We start from the raw sequence: 21253 nt of genomic DNA, 5'->3' as shown, positions 1-21253 counted from the left end.
TTGGCATTGCCCCACAGTCTTATCCGCGACACCTAATCGATAATTAAACCCCTGGGACCAGATTGCTGCCGCTCTTAATAGGGCATAGTAAAAAAGGTCTTTTCATATTGCTTAAGTTTTAAATTATGCCTATGAAAGATTCAATACACGGAAGCAGCAGTTGGTGCCTGGCTGCGATTGACCCCTCTTTAGGCTGTATATTTTTTACCCTTAAATGCCTTACAAACTTTCGTTTCTCTGCATTTTGTGATAGAACTCTAGGTTTGCATGTAAACGAGGTTATCGTGTCTATTAAATCAGATCGCTGGATCGAAAAAATGTCCCTGGAGCAGGGAATGATTTCCCCCTTTCAAGCAGGGCAAGTAAGAGAAAATGAAGCTGGTCGTATTATTTCTTATGGCGTGTCCAGCTACGGCTATGATGTGCGTTGCTCCAATGAATTTAAAATTTTTACTAATATTAATTCGGCTATCGTTGATCCCAAAGCTTTTGATGAAAATAGTTTTGTTGATGTGCAATCCGATGTGTGTATTATTCCCCCGAACTCCTTTGCCTTAGCAAGGACGGTAGAATATTTTCGCATTCCCCGTAATATCTTAACTATTTGTTTGGGTAAATCAACCTATGCCCGCTGTGGTATCATTGTCAATGTGACGCCCCTAGAGCCCGAATGGGAAGGACATGTGACTTTAGAATTCTCTAATACCACCACCCTTCCGGCCAAAATTTATGCTTTTGAAGGGGTTGCACAAATGCTCTTTTTAGAAGCCGATGAGGTATGTGCTGTTTCTTATCGTGACAGGGCAGGTAAATACCAAGGTCAAACCGGAGTTACTTTACCGCGCGCTTAAGTCCCGGCAACAAAAAAAGTTCAACTCTAAGTATAGAATCCCAGGTATAGCAAACCTCCGAGCATTATGAGGGATGAGAATTCAGAGGATACCTCCTGTGGAAGCAGGGATGCACTGTCGTGAACATAATTTTAGGCTTTTTGAACGCTAAAGGAATGAGTGAATTACCCCTAAGTCAGTGTACTTAGGGTAAGTAGTTCCTCTTATTCTTTTTCCTTCGGCAAGGGATGTTTGCTGCGCGAGGCATCAACTCGTTCGCGTAGTTCCTTCCCTGGTTTAAAATGAGGGCTATGTTTGGCCTCAGTCACCACTTTTTCCCCTGTTTTGGGATTATGGGCATTGCGGGGTGGGCGATAATGCAGAGAAAAGCTCCCAAAACCGCGAATTTCAATGCGTTGATTTTCAATCAGTGCTTGACTCATCAACTCTAATATTTTATTGACACCATCGGCTACCTGCTTTTCGGTTAGGTGTGTCATTTTAGCGGCCATCTGTTCAATGAGTTCGGATTTAATCATACCCACCTCTTGTTGTCTCGTGAACGGTAGTCTGCTACCAAAAAACATCAGGAGCTGACAATTTCTCTTGTCTTATAAGTATAGACAGGGATAGAAATTATTCAATATTTTCAATTGCTTTGTTCGAAATTGTTTTGCGGAAATGGATATAAGCTGGAACTACGCCCCAACTCATTTGAATGGTGGTGTGCCGCTCTGGGCTAAAGAGCTTAGAGAGCAGCGGTTTGCTGGTGGTAATCACGGTTTGAATATGAGGTAAATCATCTAACCGCTGGCACAGGCTTTTCCAAGTTGTGTCGAATAGTGTACTGGAGTTAACAAAAACAAAATTGGCTTCGTCTAAATTGACCTTGAGAAAATCGCCTAAAATAAAATGGACCTTGCCGGCTGCGGTTGTAGCCGATTCAAATTGCATGAGCAGCTCTAAAGCTTGGCACGATGAATTATAGAGTTCAGGGAGAATTTCAACCCCGACACTTTTTTGCATAGGAAAAACCAGTGCGCTAGCAATAACCGCTTTGCCCACTCCGCAACCCAAATCGTAAAATACAGTGTGTTGGTTAGGTTTGGCTAAAGAAAGTAAAGCAATGAATGAAAGAAAATTAATTTCACCATAAATGTAATCCAGGACATCATAATTAAGTCGTGCTTGACGTGATAAGGCAAAGCCATCAATATCTTGATAAATTTTTTGCAAGGTCGGTAGATGTTTGTTCAGTTCTAGGTTTTTTTGCCAGGCTCTTAGTCGCCAATATTTTCTTTGTTGTTTGTATAACAGGCAGGCGATGCTTAGCATAAAAAAAATAAGAATAGTAGTTAAGAGTTCAAGTCCATAATTAGCCCTCATTGTAGCGCTCATCACGTAAAATTTTAGCTTTAATTTCCTTACTCAAACTAGGCCAAGCATCAAGTAATACCTTGCCGGCCTGTCGCTCACTGATTGCTTTATGATGCATTTCCCAAGGTAGCTCACCATTGAGGTATAAGGCAACAATAAAGGCGGTTAAAATGGTAGTGAATATTGCCAATAGGCCATGTTTTAATTGAAACAAGCCTAAAACCCGTTGGCTTTTATGAATGGTTGCTTGGGCAAGCCGCTCTACGTGCACACAACTTTCATTAGCAATGCGATGAAATTGAGCTACATCATACTGCTTTAATTCCTGAGCAAGATGGTCAATTGCTTTTTGGCTTTGCTGTTCAATTTTTCCGATACATTGGTGGGTAAAAGATTCTAGTTGCTGCTCTTTCTGCTTTAATTGGCTCATAAACTGGGCGGCGCTTTGTTCTAGGGTTTTTAAATGGGCCTCGCTTTGCATGAGAATATGTTCGGCGGACAGCCGAAACCGCGTAACCCCGGCCTCGGATAAATGGCTATTAATTGCATTTAGCTCACTCTTGAGAGCCTCCTGCTGTTGGCCAATATAGACCCTTTGTTCTTCTAAAAGCTGTTTCCATTCCAGCATCTTGCTTTCAGCAATTTCAAAATAGGCTATAAACTCACTGCTGTGTCTTAATAGTTCTTTAAGCGTCGCTAAGTCCTGTTGATCCTGGGGTTCCATGTGGCCTCCTTTTATCCTTACTGGGGTGCAGTTGGTGAGCAAAATCGATCATCAATGAGTTCAAAATAGTGTAGTGCTATAACGAATTTTTGGGAACTATCTACCACGGGCGAATTAGCGCTCGAAAGAGGAGAATATAGCTAAAACCTCTGTTGTTTTTTTGCAGACGGCAAGAGGCATCAATTATAGCCAAAATAATCTTACGCAAATATATAAAACAGTCATGCCAATGATTGGAATTACTACAAAGCCAAGAAACAGGTGCGTCTGGGTCCTGTTTTCTGCTGAAGCACGGTAAAATTTTTTGAATTTCTTAAAAATAGACATTAAATATCCTTGTAACTTAAGTACTATAAGGCACGCCCGCCGATTTATTATACCTTTTCCACCGCTAAAAGAGCAGAGCTGCGTAAATTGTCTATAGATCTTTATATTACTTTAGTACGGCTAAGTCCTTCAATAATTTATCATTGCTGTCCATTACTTTATCTATTTGGCGCTCATGGTTTCATGCTGAATTTAAAGTTGTCTATTTTTAATTTTTTAAACTACACTGTAAAAAAGTTAATATTTCCTTAATCTAGATTCATTAGAATAGAAGATACACCTGAGGGTTAGGAGAGTATTATGTTACCAAGCACCAGTTTTTTTAAAAGAACAACAGTGGTGGAAAAGAAAAAAACAGGCGCTGAAAAGACTGTTATTGATGTGGGTGGGGAACCCTTTCATGCGTTAGCGGTAGCGTTTATAGATAATTTAAAAAATGGTGTTTCGCTTCCCGAAGCAAGCTTAAAAGAGCTGTTAAGCCAATTTTTTGCTTATTTTCCCGATTATAAAATTAATCAAGTTTACCTAACGCCATTGGAGCGTATGCGTTTATTGATTAATACCCCCCGTAAATCAGAATTTGTTGAATGCTTAGCTTATGTTTTACGACAAATAACTATCGATGAAATATTGAAAAATCCTTTAGCCTATAAAGAAAGTTTGCAAGATTTAAGTAATGAGTCCTCAGTAAATTTGTTAAGGGCAATGGATACACCACTACCTCCTTCTGCTTTGGCTGCTTTAGCTGCTGCATTGAAAATAAAATTAGTGTTATCGTTTAAAGAGCTTAATAAAGAATTAAGACATCGTGATACTTATACTTTTGCTGAGCCCGAGTCTCCCTTTAAAATGGAGATCCAAGTACAAGATAAGCATTATTTTCCTCGCGTAAAAAATAAAGATGAGTTCACTTATGTGGGGCAATTAGCCATTGCTGGGCCTCAACCACTAGCACTTGGTGAAGATGAAAATATTGCGAAGCAACTTAAAGAAATTGCTGCAGATAATGATGATATTTGGCACAACTATGTGCACAATATGAGTATTCTAAATGGATTAATTTTTGATGGTGAACTAACCAAGACAAAGTTAATCGACTTATTTATCAAATTTTTGCCTCCATCCAATTCCCAACTTTTTGCCCGTTTAGAAGCAAAGTATGGAAAAACTAAGATTGTTGATCTTCCTGGGAAGCGTGAGGATGAAGAGACTACCATGTTGGCTGAAGCCTTAGCTAAGGGTCTTAGTACGGGGCATATTAATACGGATGAGTTCTTTGAATCTTTAGATCAACCTCTGCGACGTCACTCGGCTCCTGCAGCCTAAGCTTGCTTATTATGCAAGCTTAGGTGAAGGTGTGCTCTGAGTGTTCCCTTTCTGTTGACAGTTTCATTAGTCCACCCAGGATAACCTGCGTGATCTAAATGAGAGCCGCCAAGTGCTTAGGCGAGTTATCGCCCGGGTGTAAGCTCACAGACTATAGCCTGCTTGCTGCATCCATTGATCATTAGCAAACTTGGACATGTAGTTACGAATAGAATCGGGTAAGATCACCAGGCATTTTTGCCCTTTGTTTAAGCTTTTAGCTGCTTGTAAGGCTCCCCACATAGCAGCGCCTGAGGAGCCACCAACTAATAAACCTTCTTCTTGAATGAGTTGCCTTGCAGTGCGGAAGGAGTCAGCATCATTAGTTTTGATATAGCGATCAATCAAATTATTATTCAAGACATCGGGGAAGAAATCATAACCAATTCCTTCTACTTGATAGGATTTTACCTCCGTTCCCCCACCCAAGATAGAACCTTCGGGATCAACACCAATAATTTTAATTTGGGGGTTATATTCTTTAAGGCGTTTTGCTATGCCTGAAATAGTCCCTCCGGTACCTACACCCGCAACAACCATATCTAATTCTTTGCCAAAGTCTTCGATAATTTCTAGGGCTGTGCCATTGTAATGGGCATTAGGGTTATTGGGGTTGGCGTATTGATCCAGTATATAGGAGTGGGGTATTTTTTTTTGCAGGCGCTTAGCTAAAGAAATATGGCTATCAGGATGATCTGAGGCGACTTCAGTAGGGGTACGATAAATAGTAGCACCTAAACGCTCGAGAACAGATTGTTTCTCTTGGCTCATTTTTTCAGGCATAGTGATGATTACTTTATAACCTAATACCGCGCCTGCTAAAGCAATACCTATGCCGGTATTTCCCGAGGTAGGTTCAATTAAGGTATTCCCAGGTTTAATGCGGCCTTCTAATTCGGCTTGTTTAATCATCTCATAGCCAATACGGTCCTTGACTGAACCACCTGGATTGAAATATTCACATTTCGCATAAAGTTCACATTGTAGCTCATGATTAAGGCGATTAATTTTTACAACGGGTGTCCGTCCAATAGTATCTAGGATATTTTCATAAATCATAATAGTCCTTTAAAGAATGAAGAGGAAATTATAAACATATTGAGAGCAAAAACAGAAGTTAAATCGCTGTAAAGACTATTTTTATACTTGGGGATTTTGCGAAGTCCTGTTATATTTTATAAGGTATTAAAAACTTTTTAAAACAATAAGTTGTACTAATCATTTGCAGGGAGAGTTCTGATGTTACGCAATACAATAAAATGGAGTATGATTTTATCCTTAGTCGGTGGTCTTAGCAGCTGCCTAATGTATGAACAAGGTCGCAATGAGCAACAAGCTCCAATGTCTTATGAGCAGCAAGCTGCTACCAAGCAGGTAAAAGGAAGCAAAACTGCTGCGGTAAAAGCCAGTAGTTCTTCCTCAAAAGAACCGGTGCAAAAAACGACCCCAGGTCCAAAACGTGCCGCTGCACCGCAATTACCAGTAATTCAATAGCGGAACGATTCTTTTCGCCAGTCGGTGGCCAAATGCTTGCAGTTGAGGCCTAGAATAGAACTAGGCAAGTGCATTAGGCTTTGGCCACTCTGTATGGATGAGCATACGATAAACTGGAAATAAAACTTAATTATGGTTTAAGCCTTAGCAAAAGATTTGCTTTTAATAGTCAGTTACTAGTTTTCCGAATTAGGAAAGATTTGATTCGACTGTTTATTGCGCTTGTTTTCCCATTTCAGCTTTAGCTAAAGCGGCAGCTGGATCAGCGCTTAAATCAGCTTGTAAAAATGCATTGGATTCTGGTAGTGCCACTTTTAAATGGTTTTGTTCGCTGAGTTCTAAGTCTAACTTATCCGCTTTCAAATCAAGTACATGTCCCGCATGTTGTTTATCTTTACTAAGAAAATGTAGATGGTAACCAGGCACATTGAGGGTTTTGGCATAATGCGGCGACCAAAAGCCAATTAAATCGCCTGCGCAATCCTCCAAATGGAAGAGGGCTTGTTGTTCGGTGGCAGTTACTAAATCGGTTCCTGGGCTTGTTTTACAGGCTACCCGATAATCTATGGAATGGAAAACTCCGGATAAATGGATGGAGAAAAAAAGGTTTTCTGAGTTCCTATGCCTATCTATTTGTGCACACAAATTTTCCCAACAGGAAACCTTGTTTAACGATTCACAGCGATCGGGTTTAAAATTCGTCATCACCCAAAATGGAGCCAGCGTGCTATCGGCAACTTTAGCTAAACTACCATCGCCTTTAGCTTGCCAAACCTCGCCTTGCAGCATAATACCTTCACCATCTAGGGAATCAAAGGTACCTAAGCCAAAATTACCATGTTGTTTTATTTCAGCGATACTGACACAGCCTTGATAAACGCCTTCAACTAAAGCGGTTGAGGTAGAAATTTGAAAGATGGTATGGTGTTCCACATCGAGTTCTTCAGCTAAGGCGGTTTGAATGATGTGATCGACGCTTTCCCCTGTTCTTAAACAACGTTCTTCTAGAGCCTGTTTTAGTGAGGCGGAGATTCTAGTTTTACATATATTGCTGAATGGGTGGCGCTTAGGCATATAATCTCCAAGGGAAAAGACTGCAGCGTTTTTCTTATAAATTAGTTTAGCATGAAGAGGGGTTTTGTCACTGCGTTTTGGATGTAACAGTTTGCAATTGCTCAGAATATTATCTATATTTTTCATATCAATAAGCCCTTAGCACCTCATGAGGAAGCACCTCATAGCAGCAGCATCTTCTCGGAGAGTTTCATGGATAGCGCAACTATTAATTGTTCTCAAGCCTTAGTAAAAATACTTGAAAATTTAGGGGTGACTCATGTGTTTGGTGTTCCCGGTGCAAAAATCGATAGCTTTTTTATTGCCTTAAATCATTCTAAGATAAAATTGGTTCTGGTTCGTCACGAACAAAATGCTGCTTTTATGGCCGCAGCGTTCGGACGGCTAACAGGGAAAATAGGGGTATGTATAGCAACATCAGGACCAGGTGTAACCAATTTAGTAACCGGTCTTTCAACGGCAACCAGTGAAGGGGATCCTGTGCTTGCAATTGGTGGCGAAGTCTCCGTTAATGAGCGGTTAAAAAAAGCCCACCAATCGCTAGATAGTGTGACCTTAATGAAGGCCGTTACTAAATACAGTGCCGAAGTGGTAACCCCTGACCAGCTCGGTGAAATTATGGGAAACGCTATCCGCGCGGCAGAAGGAGGGCGGCAAGGGGCAGCCTTTATTTCATTGCCTAAAGATATTGGACTTGCGCCTTTTCCCGGCACGATTAATCCTCGCTGGGGCAAAAGTGTACAACAAGGAGCGGCAAGCATCGAGATGATGGAAGCTGCTGCGGCAATCATTAATAAAAGTAGGCGACCCATGATTCTTTTTGGCATGGATGCCTCAAGACCTTCTTATGCAAGCGCAATAAAAAATTTTCTGAGAAAAACCGGGATTCCTTATACCTCGACCTTTCAAGGCCCAGGAAAATGGGCGCAGCCGGAGGAACAAGCCCTTTTTGCGGGAAGAGTGGGTTTATTTTGTAACCAACCTGCTGATAAGTTATTGGATCAATCTGATTGCGTTATCACCGTTGGCTATGACGCGATTGAATTTGAACCTGTTTTATGGAATAAAAACAAGGAACGTCCTTTAGTGGTGCTCGATGTAATTGCTTGTCCCCAAGATAATGCCTTTTTACCGGCAGTGGAATTAGTGGGGGATATCGCTAGTAGTTTAGATCATTTGCTGGATAAACTTGCTTGCCAAATTTCTAAAGATTTCCTTAATGAAACAGCGGCTGCTTTTAAAGAAAATGAAGGTATAAGTAATGAGGGGCAACATTTTAATGGAACACCCGTTCATCCCTTGCGTATTATTCATGAATTGCGCCAAATCGTCACCAAGGATACCCATATAGCCCTTGATATAGGCTCTAACTACATTTGGATGAGCCGCTATTACGGTGCAGAATATGCCCGCCAAGTTTTAGTGAGTAATGGCCAACAAACCCTGGGTGTTGCTCTGCCCTGGGCTATTGCCAGCAGTTTATTGCATCCTAATAGCCGAATTATTTCAATATCGGGTGATGGAGGCTTTTTATTTAGCTCCATGGAGTTAGAAACAGCGAAACGCTTAGGCGTTAAATTTATCCATTTAATCTGGGATAGCCATTCCTATGACATGGTGTCCTTTCAAGAATCAGCTCATTATAAAGGTGAAACCGCGGGGGTGGAGCTTGGGAGTTATGATATCGAGCACTATGCGGCTGCTTTTGGATGTAAGGGATATACTATTAAAGACGCGGCTGAGTTAGCTGGCGTGTTGCAAGAAGCCATTCGCGCCGAAGTCCCAGTATTGATTAATATTCCCGTGGATTATTCGCACAATATGAAACTGATGCAAAATGTAATTCAAAGTTTTGTGAATTAAACGAGAGGTGGGCCGAAACCCACCTCACCTAGTGAGCTACTGGGGATTAACCATCTCTTGCGGATTTACATATTGTTTAAATTCTTCCGCAGTTAAAAATCCGAGTTTAAGCGCCGCTTCCTGTAAGGAGCTATTATCATGATGGGCGGTTTTCGCAATTTTTGCTGCTTTGTCATAACCAATATGCTGGTTTAAGGCCGTAACTAACATCAAAGAATGATTGAGGTAATAATCGATTACAGGGTGATTTGCTTCAATACCTTCGGCACAAAATTCTTGGAAAGAATGGCAAGTATCGGCCAGCAAGTTCAAAGAATGCATGACATTGAAAATAATCACGGGTTTAAAGACGTTTAATTCAAAATTACCTTGACTACCCGCAATTCCTACTGCGGTATCGTTACCTAATACTTGTACACAAACCATGGTCATGGCTTCACTTTGCGTCGGATTTACTTTACCAGGCATTATCGATGAACCTGGTTCATTTTCCGGGATAATTAATTCGCCGATACCGCAACGAGGTCCTGATGCTAACCAACGGATATCATTGGCAATTTTCATCAAGGCGCAGGCTAAGGTTTTCATAGCGCTATGGGCAAATACGAGTGCATCATGGGCGGCTAAAGCAGCAAATTTATTTGGAGCAGTGATGAAGGGGAGGCCTGTTAATTGGGCAACTTGTTGGGCTACTTTACTGGCAAATTGGGGATGAGTATTAAGCCCGGTTCCCACGGCAGTGCCGCCTGCAGCAAGCTCATAGAGTTCGGGTAAGACTTCCTCTAAACGCGTAATGCAGGAGTCCAGTTGTGCCACATAACCTGAAAATTCTTGGCCTAGGGTTAAGGGGACTGCATCTTGTAAGTGAGTTCTACCAATTTTAATGATATCTTTAAATGCCGCCATCTTCACTGCTAAAGCATCGCGTAAACTGCGTACTGCTGGAATGAGCTTCTTATTAAAGGCTAGGGCTGCGGCAATATGCATTGCTGTAGGGAAGGTATCATTAGAGGATTGTGACATATTCACATGATCATTTGGGTGGATAGGCGTTTTACTCCCCATAATACCGCCCGCCAGTTCTATCGCACGGTTTGATATCACTTCATTGGCATTCATATTCGATTGCGTACCGCTGCCGGTTTGCCAAATATGGAGAGGGAAGTGCGCATCGAGCATTCCTTGGCTCACTTCGTCAGCTGCTTTGACAATTAAATCCGCCTTATCTTTCGGTAATTTACCTAATTCTAAATTAGTTAAGGCTGCTGCTTTTTTTAAAATGCCGAACGCGTGGATTAGCTCAATAGGCATTAAGTCTTTACCAATATTAAAATGGTGTAAAGAACGTTCGGTTTGTGCCCCCCAATATTTGTTCGCAGCTACTTCAATATCACCCATGCTGTCAGATTCAATACGCGATTCACTCATTTTTATTATTCCTTGTCGATTTAATTGCAAAATTTTAGCATAGAGAGAGGAAAGTAAGTAATGTATTTTAAGTTGCTTCAGCCTTGCTTGTAATTCAAAATAGTATCAGCTTATAATCGAAGCTTCTTCCCATTTATTGACTAATACAGGACGTTGTCATGTCTAGAAAACTAAGCGCTTATTCTTTGTCCCTTCTAATGTTTTTGGAGCCTCTAGCCCATGCAGGGACTCTTAAGAACTGTGATAAAGATGGTCTTGCTTGCGAAAAATCGAGCTTTGAGGTGGGAGTGACTGCCTTATATTTGCAAGCCTTCTCCAGTTCTTTACCTCGCAACTCAGTAAATGGCTTTAACAGCACATCATTTTTAAATACGGATAGAACGAATACCTCGGGCTATGCACCTTGGGATTGGGGAGGCATTCTTGACGGCCGCTATCATTTTTCTGATAACAATGATCTGAGCTTGAGCTGGATGTCTTATTCTGTGGGTTATCGTGCCACCGATATCTCGCACCGTGTTGATAATTTTGGTGCGGGTCTTTTTACTACTGATAGTATATCGGTAGGCTCAGGCAGAGTTAAGCTCAATTCGGTCAACGCTGAATTTGGTCAAACCTTGGCGATCACTCCTCGCAGTATAGTTCGACTGTTTGCGGGGGTGCAATATTTAAACGTTCAAAAGAAATCCACGGGCTATTCTTATAGTGTTTTTGCAACTGATACGGGTCCTGCAATTAATACCGGTAGTAGTGTGGTTGAGAATAAATATGATGGGGTGGGGCCACGTTTAGGCCTTGATGCTAATTATAAATTAAAGGGCAACTTCTCCGTATTTGCTAATAGCGCTGCTACTATATTATTAGCCAGACGCACGTTAAGCTCTTCTGGCAAGTCTAATAATAGTTCCCGCTATAGTACGCTACGCCGTGACATAGCAGTCCCTGAACTCGAGGCAAAATTAGGGCTCAGTTATAGCAAGCCACTAGCTAATGGCACCGCGTCCATATCTGCTGGCTGGTCGGTTATAAATTATTTTAATCTACTCGATGATGATCGAAATAACCTAACTTTGAGCGGTCCCTTCCTGCAAGGAAGATGGGTCGGCTAGTTCATTGCTCATTTTTTAAGCGCCATCCTTGGGGTGGCTTTGCACTCTAAGTGAGGGGATGAATTAGGCCTCGTTTATTCCGCTTTATGATCGCCTAAGCCTGCTTGTAATTAAGAATACTATCAGCTTATAATCGATTCCTATTAACTCTTATTGACTAATACAGGACGTTGTCATGCCTAACAAAATAATTGCTTTTATCGCCCCTATTATGCTTGTTTTAAATCCGCTCGCCCATGCCACGGCAGTTAGCACTTGTGATAAGGATGGTCTTGCTTGTGAACGCTCACACTTTGATATTGGTTTGACTGCCTTATATTTAAAAGCATATTCCGATTCCTTACCGAGTAATGCTATTGCTAATTCAAACAACTCTAATACCTTTGGGGTTGATTGGAGTAATACCTCTGGTAAAGGACCTTGGGATTGGGGCGGAATTCTTGATGGGCGCTATCACTTTTCCGAGCAAGGTGATGTGAATTTGAGCTGGATGTATTATTCGGTAGATTACCGTGGCACCGATTTTTCTCAAAATCATTATAATACTGGTACTATTGGCACTAATGATGATTTAAATCTAGTTAGCGGAAAAATTAAACTTAACGCAGTAAACGCCGAATTTGCACAGTCCTTCGATTTGTCCCCTCGGACCCGTACTCGGCTTTTTGCCGGGGTTCAATATTTAAATATAAAAAATAACTTTAACACAGCCCATTTTTCGGTGAGTAGCGATAGCGAAAGCGGACGTTCGAGCTTCACCTCCAACACCTTTACCGGTAATAAATATGAAGGAGTTGGTCCCCGCGTAGGGCTTGATGGAAATTACAAATTAAAAGATAATTTTTCGCTCTTTGCTTCGAGCGCTTTTTCAATTTTATTAGCACGAAGTAACCAAAATGTGTCCGATGATTCTGCCTCACTCCCATTTGCTTCAGCTTCTCAGAGCTTCCGCAATACGAGTGCTAGTCTATCTATTCCTGAGCTTGAGGCAAAACTAGGCCTAACTTACGATAAGCCGCTAGCACAAGCAAGAGTAGCATTATCTGCAGGATGGTCGGTAATTAATTATTTTAATGTGCTAGAAGGTAATGACCTTACTTTAAGTGGTCCTTACCTACAAGCGAAATGGCTCGCCTAATTGATTTACTTTTTTTAAATGCCACCTTAGGGTGGCCTTAAGGCTATGACTAAACTAAATTCTTGCTTTATTTATGGTTTATATTGCTTATTGGCGCTCTCTTTTTTCCCAATCGAGCATAAGGATTTACAGGTTCTTTTAATTAGCGGCGCATTAGCGCTGCTATCTTTTCTGGCAATAGGCTTAAATTGGCGGGGTAAGCAAGAAAAGCTAAAGCTTAACATTATCATTTTTTTAATACTGACGTGGTTTCTAAATAGTAGTTTACCGATTGTTATGAATTCGGTGCAACCTATGGCCCAGTATGGCTTATTTCAATGCTGCGCTTGGATTTCAGCCTTTTTTTCGCTTAGCGCTAGTACTCATTTAGAGAAAAACTGGCAGCAATTTAAAAAACTTATTTATTTCCTAGGTTTTATATTTTCTTGGTGGGCAATAATTCAACATTACGGCTATCACTATATGGCCACCGGTCCCTTTGCTTCGCGGACTAGTAATGGTGCTTTTCTTATGCTCGCGGCGATAATACTTAGCTCCGAATTTTTGAGTCCGCAAACAGGCAAAAACGGTGAAGCAAGCATCCCTAAGCAACGCATATTTTTGTATGGCGTTTTATTTTGTTTGTTTAACCTTGCTTTGTTATTAAGTTTTAGCCGGGGTGTCTATTTAAGTTATGCACTTTCTTTAACTTTTCTTTTTATATGCCTTAGCAAGCGAAGGACAATTATAAGCGTTTTATTACTCATTGCCTTAATTGGGTTGTCGATGATTTTTTTAGGATTTAGTGCTGGGGAGGCTATTCAGCATCGACTTGATCTCTTGGCCCAGGAAAAATCAAGACTTATCATTTGGAAAGGTGCGTGGCACCTATGGCAGAATTCACCGTGGTATGGCCTAGGGCTTGATAATTTTAAGTATTATTATCCAGCCTTTAGCTTACCTGGAGATGGGTCTACTCTAGAAAATGCGCATAATGATTATTTACAACTTTTAATTGAAACGGGCACGGTAGGGATCTCCCTGTTATTGAGTTTAATCCTAAGCTTTGTTTACTACAGCCTCGCTTATTTACGAAAATGCAGTAGTTCATCACTGAGCAAGATAGCCCTTACCACCCAAATTGCTGCCCTCAGCTCTTTAGCGCTCCATGCTTTTGTCGATTTCAGTTTTTATATCCTTCCCTTTAATATCCTCCTCGGTGTGCTATTGGGCTTTGTTTATTGGAATCTTAGTAACCAAGGCTATATTGCTTCGTACAGCCTCCAGGTAAGCGCGCGTTTTAAAACCTTATTAAATATTCCCTTGGCTATGCTCTTCCTCTTTCTTGCCAGTGCATTTTTAAATTTAATGCATTACACCTATCATTCAGAACAAGCGAATGATTACATCAATCAAGCCCAATTTCCTGCCGCGATTAAGGCTTATAATAAGGCTAAACAATACCTTGGTAGTCCTGATGTCTATAATAATTTAATCGCGCTTTATTTGGAGCAGGCGAAAAAAGCCACTAATGAACACGCACAACTTAAATTAATTTCCAGGGCGGAGGCACTCATTGCAAGAACTATTGCTTTGCACCCCTATAATGCGGAGCCTTATTTCCAGCAAGGGTTAATCAAGGGCCTCTATCAAAATGATGCGGTTAAGGCGGAAAAGTCATTTGCAAGGTTTATCGAATTAAAGCCCCAAGCAAATTTTGAGCGTTTAACTATCTGTTATTTTTTATTGGAGCAGGATCAATTATTGCAGGCGCAAAATCTCCTAGAACAAGGTTTGCTCTACCCTATTGATCCGTACTATGCGCCAAAATATCTCGAAGTATTGGCGAATTTACGTTTGAAGCAGGGTGATGAGCTCGGGGCAGAGCAAATTGCGGCTGCAGTAGAGCATCTAGATACTTATCGCTTTGATTTTAGCGCCCTGGCGAAGGGCTAATTAAACTAAATGCGCTGTCTTCTATGATTACTATTCCTTGCAAAATAATGGGCCAAAGGTAGCTGAAATGAAAATAACAAGCATTCGGTGCTTTATCTTTTTATTACTGGGCTTCGCAAGCTACGTCTTGTATGCCTTATTTACCACACCAACAATGGCCCTTATTCAGGGTTGTCCAGAAACTTCTACCCACAAGATTAAGCTCTGTGAGTCTAATCCTAGCTATGTGTCTATTAACAAGGTTTCAGCTATTGCTCTCCAAGCTCTTTTAATTTCCGAAGATAGTGGTTTTTATGAGCATCATGGCTTTGATTTTTATGAAATCATGACCAGCCTTAAAAAAAATCTTTTTAATTGGCAGTTTGCTCGGGGCGGCTCTACCATCAGCCAGCAGGTCGTTAAAAATCTTTACTTAAGTGGTGAGAAAACTATTTATCGCAAAATACAAGAAGCTTATTTAACTATTAAACTTGAAAATAACTTAAGCAAAAAGCAAATTTTAGAAAAATATATAAATTTGATCGAACTAGGGCCAAATATTTTTGGATTTAAACAGGCGGCTGAGTTTTATTTTCATAAAAAACCGGCTGATTTGACTATTTTGGAATCCGCCTACCTCGTTCACTTACTGCCCAATCCCCGACTTTATTCAAAATCCTTTCCACAACAGCAATTAAGCCCGTTTAGCCGTAAACGCGTATTAGTAATTTGCAAGGATCTGTGGCAGGCAGGAGCTATTTCGGCGGCGCAATACCTTGCGGCCGAAAAAGTTGTGGATGATTTTCCCTGGTATCAAGTCGATACCTCTTTACTGCAAAGCTAAAGTGGCAGCTTGAATTATGCTATGATAAGGCGAAATTATTTTAGGTTTTAGGTCGTAGGTCTTATGAGAGAAGTGCGGATTTATCAAGCGGGTGATTATGAGAAGGGGCAAGTACTGGAATTATCTCCAGAGGCTGGCCAGCATGTTGCGGTGGTCTTAAGGATGCGAGTAGGGGAACCACTCACTCTTTTTAATGGAATGAATGTCGAATTTCTCTGCACCATCACCGTAATTAAAAAAAAGCAGGTTTTTGTTTCTATAGACGCAGCCCAGGAAATGAGCCGGGAATCGCCTTTGCAATTACATTTAGGGCAAGCTATTTCCAAAGGTGAGCGCATGGAGTGGGTGATGCAAAAAGCGACTGAGCTAGGTGTTGCGAGTATTACGCCTTTAATTACTGAACGTTGTGCGGTTAAGCTTGATAAAGAGCGGATGATGAAGAAAATCCAGCAATGGCAGTCCATTGTAATTGCTGCCTGTGAGCAATGCGGCCGAAATAAAGTTCCTTTGGTGCAACCGCCGGTTTATTTAGAACAGTTTTTACAAACACTTACCGTCGATTTAAAATTCATCCTACACACCCAAAATGCTAAAGGCTGGCAAAATTATCAGTTTAATGCGGCAGAAATTGCTTTAATTATTGGACCTGAAGGTGGCTTTAGTGAGATGGAAATAGCGCAAGCTGAGCACTACCATTGTGCCCCTTTATCTTTAGGTCCAAGGGTTTTACGTACAGAAACTGCTGCAATTAGTGCCTTAAGTCTGTTGCAAGCTGTTGGCGGTGATCTATAATAGAGAGATCTATAATAACTGAGGTTTTCTATGAGCGATCATATTAAGGTAGTAACTGATGGTAGTTTTGAGCAAGATGTAATTCAATCTACTAAACCCGTATTAGTTGATTTCTGGGCTGAATGGTGTGGTCCTTGTCGCGCCCTAACTCCAATTCTTGAAGACGTTGCTGCAACCCATAGTAAAGACGTAACTTTTGCAAAAATTAATATCGATGAGAACCCCCAAGCACCATCAAAGTTTGGTGTAATGAGTATTCCTACCCTTATTCTATTTAAAAATGGTCAAGTAGAAGCGGTAAAAATGGGTTTACTTACTAAATCACAACTGAGTGCTTTTATTGAAAGTCATAGCTAGTTGCTTGCGATAAAAAATATTTTTAATGCAAAAAAAGTTGGATCTTCTTTCAAAGCTGTGATAGCCTGCTAAAAATATGTGGTGTATATAGAATATATGCCGCATAGGCAGCAAAGTCTTAGCTGCTATTCACTTAAAATTTTCCCGGATAGTCAATTCTTTTAATAACCAATCAAAGTGAGAAGTATGAATCTTAGTGAACTTAAGCAATTACCTATTGCCGACCTTGTTAACATCGCTCAAGAGATGGGAGTAGAAAATACCTCTCGTATGCGTAAGCAAGACATTATTTTTGCAATCCTTAAAGCCCACGCCTTAAAAGGTGAAGACATTCATGGTGATGGCGTGTTGGAAGTGCTAACTGATGGCTTTGGTTTTTTACGTTCAGCGGATGGCTCTTATTTAGCGGGTCCTGATGATATTTACGTTTCTCCTAGTCAAATTAGACGGTTTGGTTTGCGCTCAGGCGACACCATTTCGGGTAAAATCCGTCCCCCTAAAGACAGCGAACGTTACTTTGCCTTATTAAAAGTAGATCAAATTAACTACGACACTCCAGACAGCGCCAAACGTAAGATTCTATTTGAAAACTTAACGCCTTTGTTTGCTTCTGAACGTTTAGTAATGGAGCAAGGTAATGGCAGTACCGAAGATCTGACTGCGCGAGTAGTGGATTTATGCGCGCCTTTTGGCCGTGGTCAGCGTGGCTTAATTGTTTCTCCGCCCAAAGCCGGTAAAACCTTAATGTTGCAAAATATTGCACGTTCGATAGAGAAAAACTACCCTGAATGTTATCTCATTGTGTTATTAATTGATGAACGTCCCGAGGAAGTGACGGAAATGCAACGCTCAGTAAAAGGTGAAGTGGTTGCAAGTACCTTTGACGAGCCAGCGAACCGTCATGTGCAAGTGGCTGAAATGGTTATTGAAAAAGCAAAACGCCTAGTAGAGCATAAACGTGACGTGGTCATTCTATTAGATTCTATTACCCGCCTAGCACGGGCTTACAACACGGTAGTGCCTGCTTCAGGCAAGGTATTAACGGGCGGGGTGGATGCTAACGCTTTACAAAGACCTAAGCGCTTATACGGTGCTGCACGTAATATTGAAGAGGGCGGTAGTTTAACGATTATTGCTACAGCCCTAGTAGACACTGGTTCAAAAATGGACGAAGTTATTTACGAAGAATTTAAAGGTACAGGTAACATGGAAATTCATCTAAGCCGGAGTATATCCGAGCGCCGTATTTTCCCTGCTATCAATATTAATCGTTCAGGTACACGCCGCGAAGATCTTTTATTATCTCCCGAAGATTTACAACGCACTTGGATTCTCCGCAAAATTCTACAATCAATGGATGAATGCGATGCCATTGATTTCCTATTAGAACGGATGAAAAACCATAAGACCAATGCGGAATTTTTTGATGCAATGAAACGCCAAGAGTAAGGCTTGCGTGAGGCCGAGTTAGGTATGGCGGCCAAGTTAAGAAACTACAGAAACTTAGCGTTCAATCTGGAACTTAGCTTGTAAATCCCCGCTTCGGCGGGGATCTGATTTTTAGCATGGTGCTAAATAGTCGATTCTTCTTGCTTTTGCCGGTAAGAGGGGGCTACAGCTAAGCCCAAGTACTGAGAACACCATCTTTATTTAACTTATTTTGGCTCGTTGAGAACCTATTCATGAAATATGCTGATCTAAGAGATTTTATTAGCCAGTTAGAATCACGTAACTTATTAAAGCGAATTGATTATCCAGTCTCACCCTACCTAGAAATGACGGCAGTTAGTGATCGCGTGCTGCAAGCGGGTGGTCCTGCTTTATTGTTTACTAACACGCCAAATTGCTCTATGCCGGTTTTGACTAATTTATTTGGCACTCCCGAACGTGTTGCTTTGGGTATGGGCGCTGAGTCTGTCGCGGCATTAAGAGAAATTGGCCAACTTTTAGCAACTTTAAAAGAACCTGAGCCCCCGAAAGGCATTAAAGACGTTTTTAATAAATTACGTTTACTAAGGCCGGCATTTAAATTAGCCCCTAATTATGTCAGTAAAGCTGAATGCCAAAGCCACGTTTTTGAGGGCGATGAAGTAGATTTAACCCAATTACCTATCCAAACCTGCTGGCCAGGTGATGTAGCACCTTTGATTACTTGGGGATTAGTGACCACCAAGGGTCCTTATCAAAATAGGGAAAATTTGGGTATTTACCGCCAGCAACTCCTAGCTAAAAATAAATTAATCATGCGCTGGTTATCACATCGGGGTGGTGCGTTAGATTATCAAGCATGGCAAAAGGAATATCCAGGCGAGCGTTTTCCTATTGCCGTGACTTTAGGTGCTGATCCTGCAACCCTGCTTGCGGCAGTTACTCCTATCCCTGATGCTTTGTCGGAATATGCCTTTGCAGGTTTATTACGTGGTCAACGAACCCGGTTGGTGCGTTGTGTTGGCAATGATTTACATGTGCCGGCGAGCGGCGAAATAATTCTTGAGGGATATTTAGAACCAGGAGTTGAGGCGCCGGAAGGTCCTTTTGGTGATCATACTGGTTATTATAATGAGGTAGAATCCTTTCCGGTGTTTACGGTGGAACGGCTAACCCATCGTGATGATCCTATTTATCATAGCACCTATACAGGAAGGCCCCCCGATGAGCCGGCTATTTTAGGGCTTGCCTTAAACGAAGTGTTTATTCCCTTATTGCAAAAGCAGTTCCCCGAAATTGTTGATTTTTATCTACCCCCAGAAGGATGTTCTTACCGTTTGGCTGTTGTGACGATGAAAAAGCAATATCCTGGCCATGCCAAGCGTATTATGATGGCGGTATGGTCCTTTTTACGCCAATTCATGTATACTAAATTTGTCATTGTTTGTGATGATGATGTCGATGCGCGAAATTGGCACGATGTTGTTTGGGCCATGACTACCCGTATGGATCCGGCGCGTGATACAGTGATGGTAGAGCATACGCCGATTGATTACTTGGATTTTGCCTCCCCCATTTCTGGACTTGGCTCTAAAATGGGTTTAGATGCGACAAGTAAATGGCCGGGAGAAACCCAACGGGAGTGGGGTAAGCCCATTGTTATGGATGAAGACATAATTAATAAAGTCAATGAGTATTGGTCTTTGCTAGGAATAGATAAATGATGCAACAGGTAGTCGAAGCTCAAGTTGAAAAAATTGTCCCTTTGACTGACAGCATTATGCACTTAATTTTAAAACCTAATTTCTATGTGGATTATCAGGCGGGGCAATATTTAAATATTCTCTGTGAAGAGCAAGAATTCAGTTATTCGATTGCCAATGCACCTTTAGGCGCCCAGCATTATGAATTACATATCCGCCATAGCCTTGATAATCCTTATAATCAAAGTTTATTCGCTTATATTAAAAAGCATGGCTGTGTTAGCTTAAAGCTACCTTATGGTAATTGTTCTTTAGATAAAATGGATCCTAAGCGACCTATTTTATTTATAGCAGGTGGAACAGGTTTTGCTCCCGTCAATGCCATGATTGAACAGTTGTTAGCCGATGCTGATCCAAGGAGCTTCGAATTATTTTGGGGGGCGCGCTCGCAAAGTGATGTGTATTTAGATGAAAAAGTACTTAATTGGCAAGCGCATATTTCGCGGTTTAAATACTATTCATTCCTCTCCGAAGCCAGTAAAGAAAATTTATTGTCCAATTTATTAATTCGCCATGCACAAGATCTAAAGGAATGGCAAATTGTATTGAGCGGACCTTTTGAAATGGTGTATAGCCTTCGAGATGTCTTAGCTGAGCAAGGAGTGCCGAAAGAGCAACTGTTTTCAGATGCTTTTGATTTTGAAAAGTAAATCCTTTAATTGGGTGCTGTTAACACTCAAGAGCTCTTCGCAATAGATAACGAAAATAAACCTAAATAAGAACTATAATCTAAATAATTGCATGCATTGGAGGGAACCATGATAAAACGATTATTGTTGGGAGTACTTATTTTATGGGGCAGCTATAGCCAAGCTGCTTCCTTGCTGACTGATTTAAACACACTCGATAAAGAAACACTCACTGCCGAATTTTTAGCCCTCAATTGCCTCATGGTGGCGCAAAAATCGAAACTCATTACCACCGACTGTCGCCAAGCCAACCGCTTAGTAGTGTATATTGATAAACAGCTGGTTACGCTTATTGATTATCTAACTAAGGATGGGGCTGACTTAGGTAATGATTTTTATGTGGCGATGTCTAAAATAAAGCAATATCGAACTCGCTTACAAAAAGTGAATAATAATCTTAACCTAGTTAAAAAAATAACCGGTATTTATAATTGGACAGATAAACTTGCCCCTAGCTATTATCAGTATAAAAAAGAATAAGAAGCAGGCTGCATCAGTCCCATTTAATCTTTCTCATTACCGACAAGAAGGGTTAGAATACTACCTTATTAAGGAAATACTCCGATAAACTGCGGGCTTAGCGCTATTATTAACTGTACTTTGAAATAGTTGGGATGGTTCAAATCTACTGAACACTTCCACCAAATTTTGTAGTCATTTTTGAGAGCAGTTATCGACCAACGAATTGGTTTATGATACATAGTTTATCGCTAAATAAAAATAAGGATCATGATGAT

General features: G+C 41.0%; 20 protein-coding genes. 14 read left to right on the top strand and 6 right to left on the bottom strand.

The features are described from left to right. Positions 1 to 284 precede the first annotated feature (284 nt). Entirely contained in the window at positions 285 to 851 is a 567-nt protein-coding gene (dcd, locus tag ELY15_RS04695) for a dCTP deaminase (RefSeq protein ID WP_127098504.1), read from the top strand. 203 nt (positions 852 to 1054) lie between these two features. On the opposite strand, the gene ELY15_RS04690 is transcribed toward dcd, so the two are convergent. The 3 genes from ELY15_RS04690 to ELY15_RS04680 all read right to left on the bottom strand — a co-directional run bounded on the left by ELY15_RS04690 (position 1055) and on the right by ELY15_RS04680 (position 2931). After that, the gene (locus tag ELY15_RS04690; protein WP_127098495.1) at positions 1055 to 1369 is read right to left on the bottom strand and encodes an integration host factor subunit beta; all 315 of its coding nucleotides are present in this window, start codon (positions 1367 to 1369) and stop codon (positions 1055 to 1057) included. A 97-nt stretch (positions 1370 to 1466) separates the two neighbouring features. Then, positions 1467 to 2216: a hypothetical protein gene (locus tag ELY15_RS04685; protein ID WP_127098494.1), complete on the bottom strand. Its 750-nt coding sequence runs from the start codon at positions 2214 to 2216 to the stop codon at positions 1467 to 1469. Further along, the gene (locus ELY15_RS04680) at positions 2206 to 2931 is read right to left on the bottom strand and encodes a hypothetical protein (RefSeq protein ID WP_127098493.1); all 726 of its coding nucleotides are present in this window, start codon (positions 2929 to 2931) and stop codon (positions 2206 to 2208) included. Before ELY15_RS04680 ends, ELY15_RS04685 begins: the two co-directional genes overlap by 11 nt. Positions 2932 to 3558: 627 nt before the next feature. Here ELY15_RS04680 and ELY15_RS16360 point away from each other — a divergent pair. Continuing rightward, positions 3559 to 4584, top strand: a complete 1026-nt coding sequence (locus ELY15_RS16360) for a hypothetical protein (protein ID WP_199744167.1) — start codon at positions 3559 to 3561, stop codon at positions 4582 to 4584. Between the two features lie 144 nt (positions 4585 to 4728). On the opposite strand, the gene ELY15_RS04670 is transcribed toward ELY15_RS16360, so the two are convergent. Continuing rightward, entirely contained in the window at positions 4729 to 5682 is a 954-nt protein-coding gene (locus ELY15_RS04670) for a PLP-dependent cysteine synthase family protein (RefSeq protein WP_127098492.1), read from the bottom strand. A gap of 180 nt (positions 5683 to 5862) precedes the next feature. Between ELY15_RS04670 and ELY15_RS04665 the strand changes: the two genes are divergently transcribed. Beyond that, on the top strand, positions 5863 to 6117 hold the full coding sequence (locus ELY15_RS04665; RefSeq protein WP_127098491.1) for a hypothetical protein: 255 nt from the start codon (positions 5863 to 5865) through the stop codon (positions 6115 to 6117). A gap of 213 nt (positions 6118 to 6330) precedes the next feature. Here ELY15_RS04665 and budA read toward each other — a convergent pair whose 3' ends face one another. Continuing rightward, positions 6331 to 7317, bottom strand: coding sequence for an acetolactate decarboxylase (budA, locus tag ELY15_RS04660; protein ID WP_199744166.1), 987 nt, complete (start codon positions 7315 to 7317; stop codon positions 6331 to 6333). Between the two features lie 66 nt (positions 7318 to 7383). Between budA and alsS the strand changes: the two genes are divergently transcribed. Then, positions 7384 to 9054, top strand: a complete 1671-nt coding sequence (gene alsS / locus ELY15_RS04655) for an acetolactate synthase AlsS (RefSeq protein WP_199744165.1) — start codon at positions 7384 to 7386, stop codon at positions 9052 to 9054. A gap of 36 nt (positions 9055 to 9090) precedes the next feature. Here the strand turns inward: alsS and fumC are convergent, their stop codons facing one another. Then, a complete protein-coding gene (gene fumC, locus ELY15_RS04650; protein ID WP_127098490.1) occupies positions 9091 to 10482 on the bottom strand; it encodes a class II fumarate hydratase in 1392 nt (463 codons plus the stop codon). 158 nt (positions 10483 to 10640) lie between these two features. On the opposite strand from fumC, the gene ELY15_RS04645 reads away from it, so the two are divergent. The 10 genes from ELY15_RS04645 (at position 10641) to ELY15_RS04600 (ending at position 20996) form a co-directional block, all read left to right on the top strand. After that, positions 10641 to 11591: an Lpg1974 family pore-forming outer membrane protein gene (locus ELY15_RS04645; protein ID WP_127098489.1), complete on the top strand. Its 951-nt coding sequence runs from the start codon at positions 10641 to 10643 to the stop codon at positions 11589 to 11591. A 175-nt stretch (positions 11592 to 11766) separates the two neighbouring features. Beyond that, positions 11767 to 12729 (top strand): Lpg1974 family pore-forming outer membrane protein, encoded by a 963-nt coding sequence (locus ELY15_RS04640; protein ID WP_127098488.1) that lies wholly within the window; start codon positions 11767 to 11769, stop codon positions 12727 to 12729. Between the two features lie 45 nt (positions 12730 to 12774). Further along, positions 12775 to 14664 carry an O-antigen ligase family protein gene (locus tag ELY15_RS04635; protein ID WP_127098487.1) on the top strand — a complete coding sequence of 630 codons (1890 nt, stop codon included), beginning with the start codon at positions 12775 to 12777 and terminating at the stop codon, positions 14662 to 14664. Positions 14665 to 14731: 67 nt separating this feature from the next. Next, positions 14732 to 15487 (top strand): biosynthetic peptidoglycan transglycosylase, encoded by a 756-nt coding sequence (locus ELY15_RS04630; protein WP_127098486.1) that lies wholly within the window; start codon positions 14732 to 14734, stop codon positions 15485 to 15487. A 63-nt stretch (positions 15488 to 15550) separates the two neighbouring features. Next, on the top strand, positions 15551 to 16279 hold the full coding sequence (locus ELY15_RS04625) for a 16S rRNA (uracil(1498)-N(3))-methyltransferase (RefSeq protein WP_127098485.1): 729 nt from the start codon (positions 15551 to 15553) through the stop codon (positions 16277 to 16279). A gap of 30 nt (positions 16280 to 16309) precedes the next feature. Next, positions 16310 to 16636: a thioredoxin gene (gene trxA, locus ELY15_RS04620; RefSeq protein ID WP_127098484.1), complete on the top strand. Its 327-nt coding sequence runs from the start codon at positions 16310 to 16312 to the stop codon at positions 16634 to 16636. Between the two features lie 186 nt (positions 16637 to 16822). Further along, the gene (rho, locus tag ELY15_RS04615; protein WP_127098501.1) at positions 16823 to 18085 is read left to right on the top strand and encodes a transcription termination factor Rho; all 1263 of its coding nucleotides are present in this window, start codon (positions 16823 to 16825) and stop codon (positions 18083 to 18085) included. A 233-nt stretch (positions 18086 to 18318) separates the two neighbouring features. After that, complete coding sequence (gene ubiD, locus ELY15_RS04610) at positions 18319 to 19788, top strand: 4-hydroxy-3-polyprenylbenzoate decarboxylase (RefSeq protein WP_127098483.1); 1470 nt, start codon at positions 18319 to 18321, stop codon at positions 19786 to 19788. Continuing rightward, positions 19785 to 20477: an NAD(P)H-flavin reductase gene (locus ELY15_RS04605; RefSeq protein ID WP_127098482.1), complete on the top strand. Its 693-nt coding sequence runs from the start codon at positions 19785 to 19787 to the stop codon at positions 20475 to 20477. The genes ubiD and ELY15_RS04605 overlap by 4 nt, the downstream gene beginning before the upstream one ends. A 108-nt stretch (positions 20478 to 20585) precedes the next feature. Then, positions 20586 to 20996: a hypothetical protein gene (locus ELY15_RS04600; protein WP_127098481.1), complete on the top strand. Its 411-nt coding sequence runs from the start codon at positions 20586 to 20588 to the stop codon at positions 20994 to 20996. Positions 20997 to 21253: the final 257 nt, after the last annotated feature.

Origin of the sequence: Legionella sp. km772, assembly GCF_003989735.1 — a bacterium.
Classification (GTDB): domain Bacteria; phylum Pseudomonadota; class Gammaproteobacteria; order Legionellales; family Legionellaceae; genus Legionella.
The sequence above is the reverse complement of the archived record's forward strand: the minus strand, read 5'-3'. Positions and strand labels throughout refer to the sequence as shown.

Coding starts and splice junctions, on each gene's coding strand:
- alsS (WP_199744165.1), top strand. CDS start 7,384: ATGGATAGCGCAACTATTAATTGTTCTCAAGCCTTAGTAAAAATACTT.
- trxA (WP_127098484.1), top strand. CDS start 16,310: ATGAGCGATCATATTAAGGTAGTAACTGATGGTAGTTTTGAGCAAGAT.
- ELY15_RS04625 (WP_127098485.1), top strand. CDS start 15,551: ATGAGAGAAGTGCGGATTTATCAAGCGGGTGATTATGAGAAGGGGCAA.
- ELY15_RS04670 (WP_127098492.1), bottom strand. CDS start 5,682: ATGATTTATGAAAATATCCTAGATACTATTGGACGGACACCCGTTGTA.
- ELY15_RS04685 (WP_127098494.1), bottom strand. CDS start 2,216: ATGAGGGCTAATTATGGACTTGAACTCTTAACTACTATTCTTATTTTT.
- fumC (WP_127098490.1), bottom strand. CDS start 10,482: ATGAGTGAATCGCGTATTGAATCTGACAGCATGGGTGATATTGAAGTA.
- ELY15_RS04635 (WP_127098487.1), top strand. CDS start 12,775: ATGACTAAACTAAATTCTTGCTTTATTTATGGTTTATATTGCTTATTG.
- rho (WP_127098501.1), top strand. CDS start 16,823: ATGAATCTTAGTGAACTTAAGCAATTACCTATTGCCGACCTTGTTAAC.
- ELY15_RS04600 (WP_127098481.1), top strand. CDS start 20,586: ATGATAAAACGATTATTGTTGGGAGTACTTATTTTATGGGGCAGCTAT.
- ubiD (WP_127098483.1), top strand. CDS start 18,319: ATGAAATATGCTGATCTAAGAGATTTTATTAGCCAGTTAGAATCACGT.
- ELY15_RS04630 (WP_127098486.1), top strand. CDS start 14,732: ATGAAAATAACAAGCATTCGGTGCTTTATCTTTTTATTACTGGGCTTC.
- ELY15_RS16360 (WP_199744167.1), top strand. CDS start 3,559: ATGTTACCAAGCACCAGTTTTTTTAAAAGAACAACAGTGGTGGAAAAG.
- budA (WP_199744166.1), bottom strand. CDS start 7,317: ATGAAAAATATAGATAATATTCTGAGCAATTGCAAACTGTTACATCCA.
- ELY15_RS04640 (WP_127098488.1), top strand. CDS start 11,767: ATGCCTAACAAAATAATTGCTTTTATCGCCCCTATTATGCTTGTTTTA.
- ELY15_RS04690 (WP_127098495.1), bottom strand. CDS start 1,369: ATGATTAAATCCGAACTCATTGAACAGATGGCCGCTAAAATGACACAC.
- ELY15_RS04680 (WP_127098493.1), bottom strand. CDS start 2,931: ATGGAACCCCAGGATCAACAGGACTTAGCGACGCTTAAAGAACTATTA.
- ELY15_RS04665 (WP_127098491.1), top strand. CDS start 5,863: ATGTTACGCAATACAATAAAATGGAGTATGATTTTATCCTTAGTCGGT.
- ELY15_RS04645 (WP_127098489.1), top strand. CDS start 10,641: ATGTCTAGAAAACTAAGCGCTTATTCTTTGTCCCTTCTAATGTTTTTG.
- ELY15_RS04605 (WP_127098482.1), top strand. CDS start 19,785: ATGATGCAACAGGTAGTCGAAGCTCAAGTTGAAAAAATTGTCCCTTTG.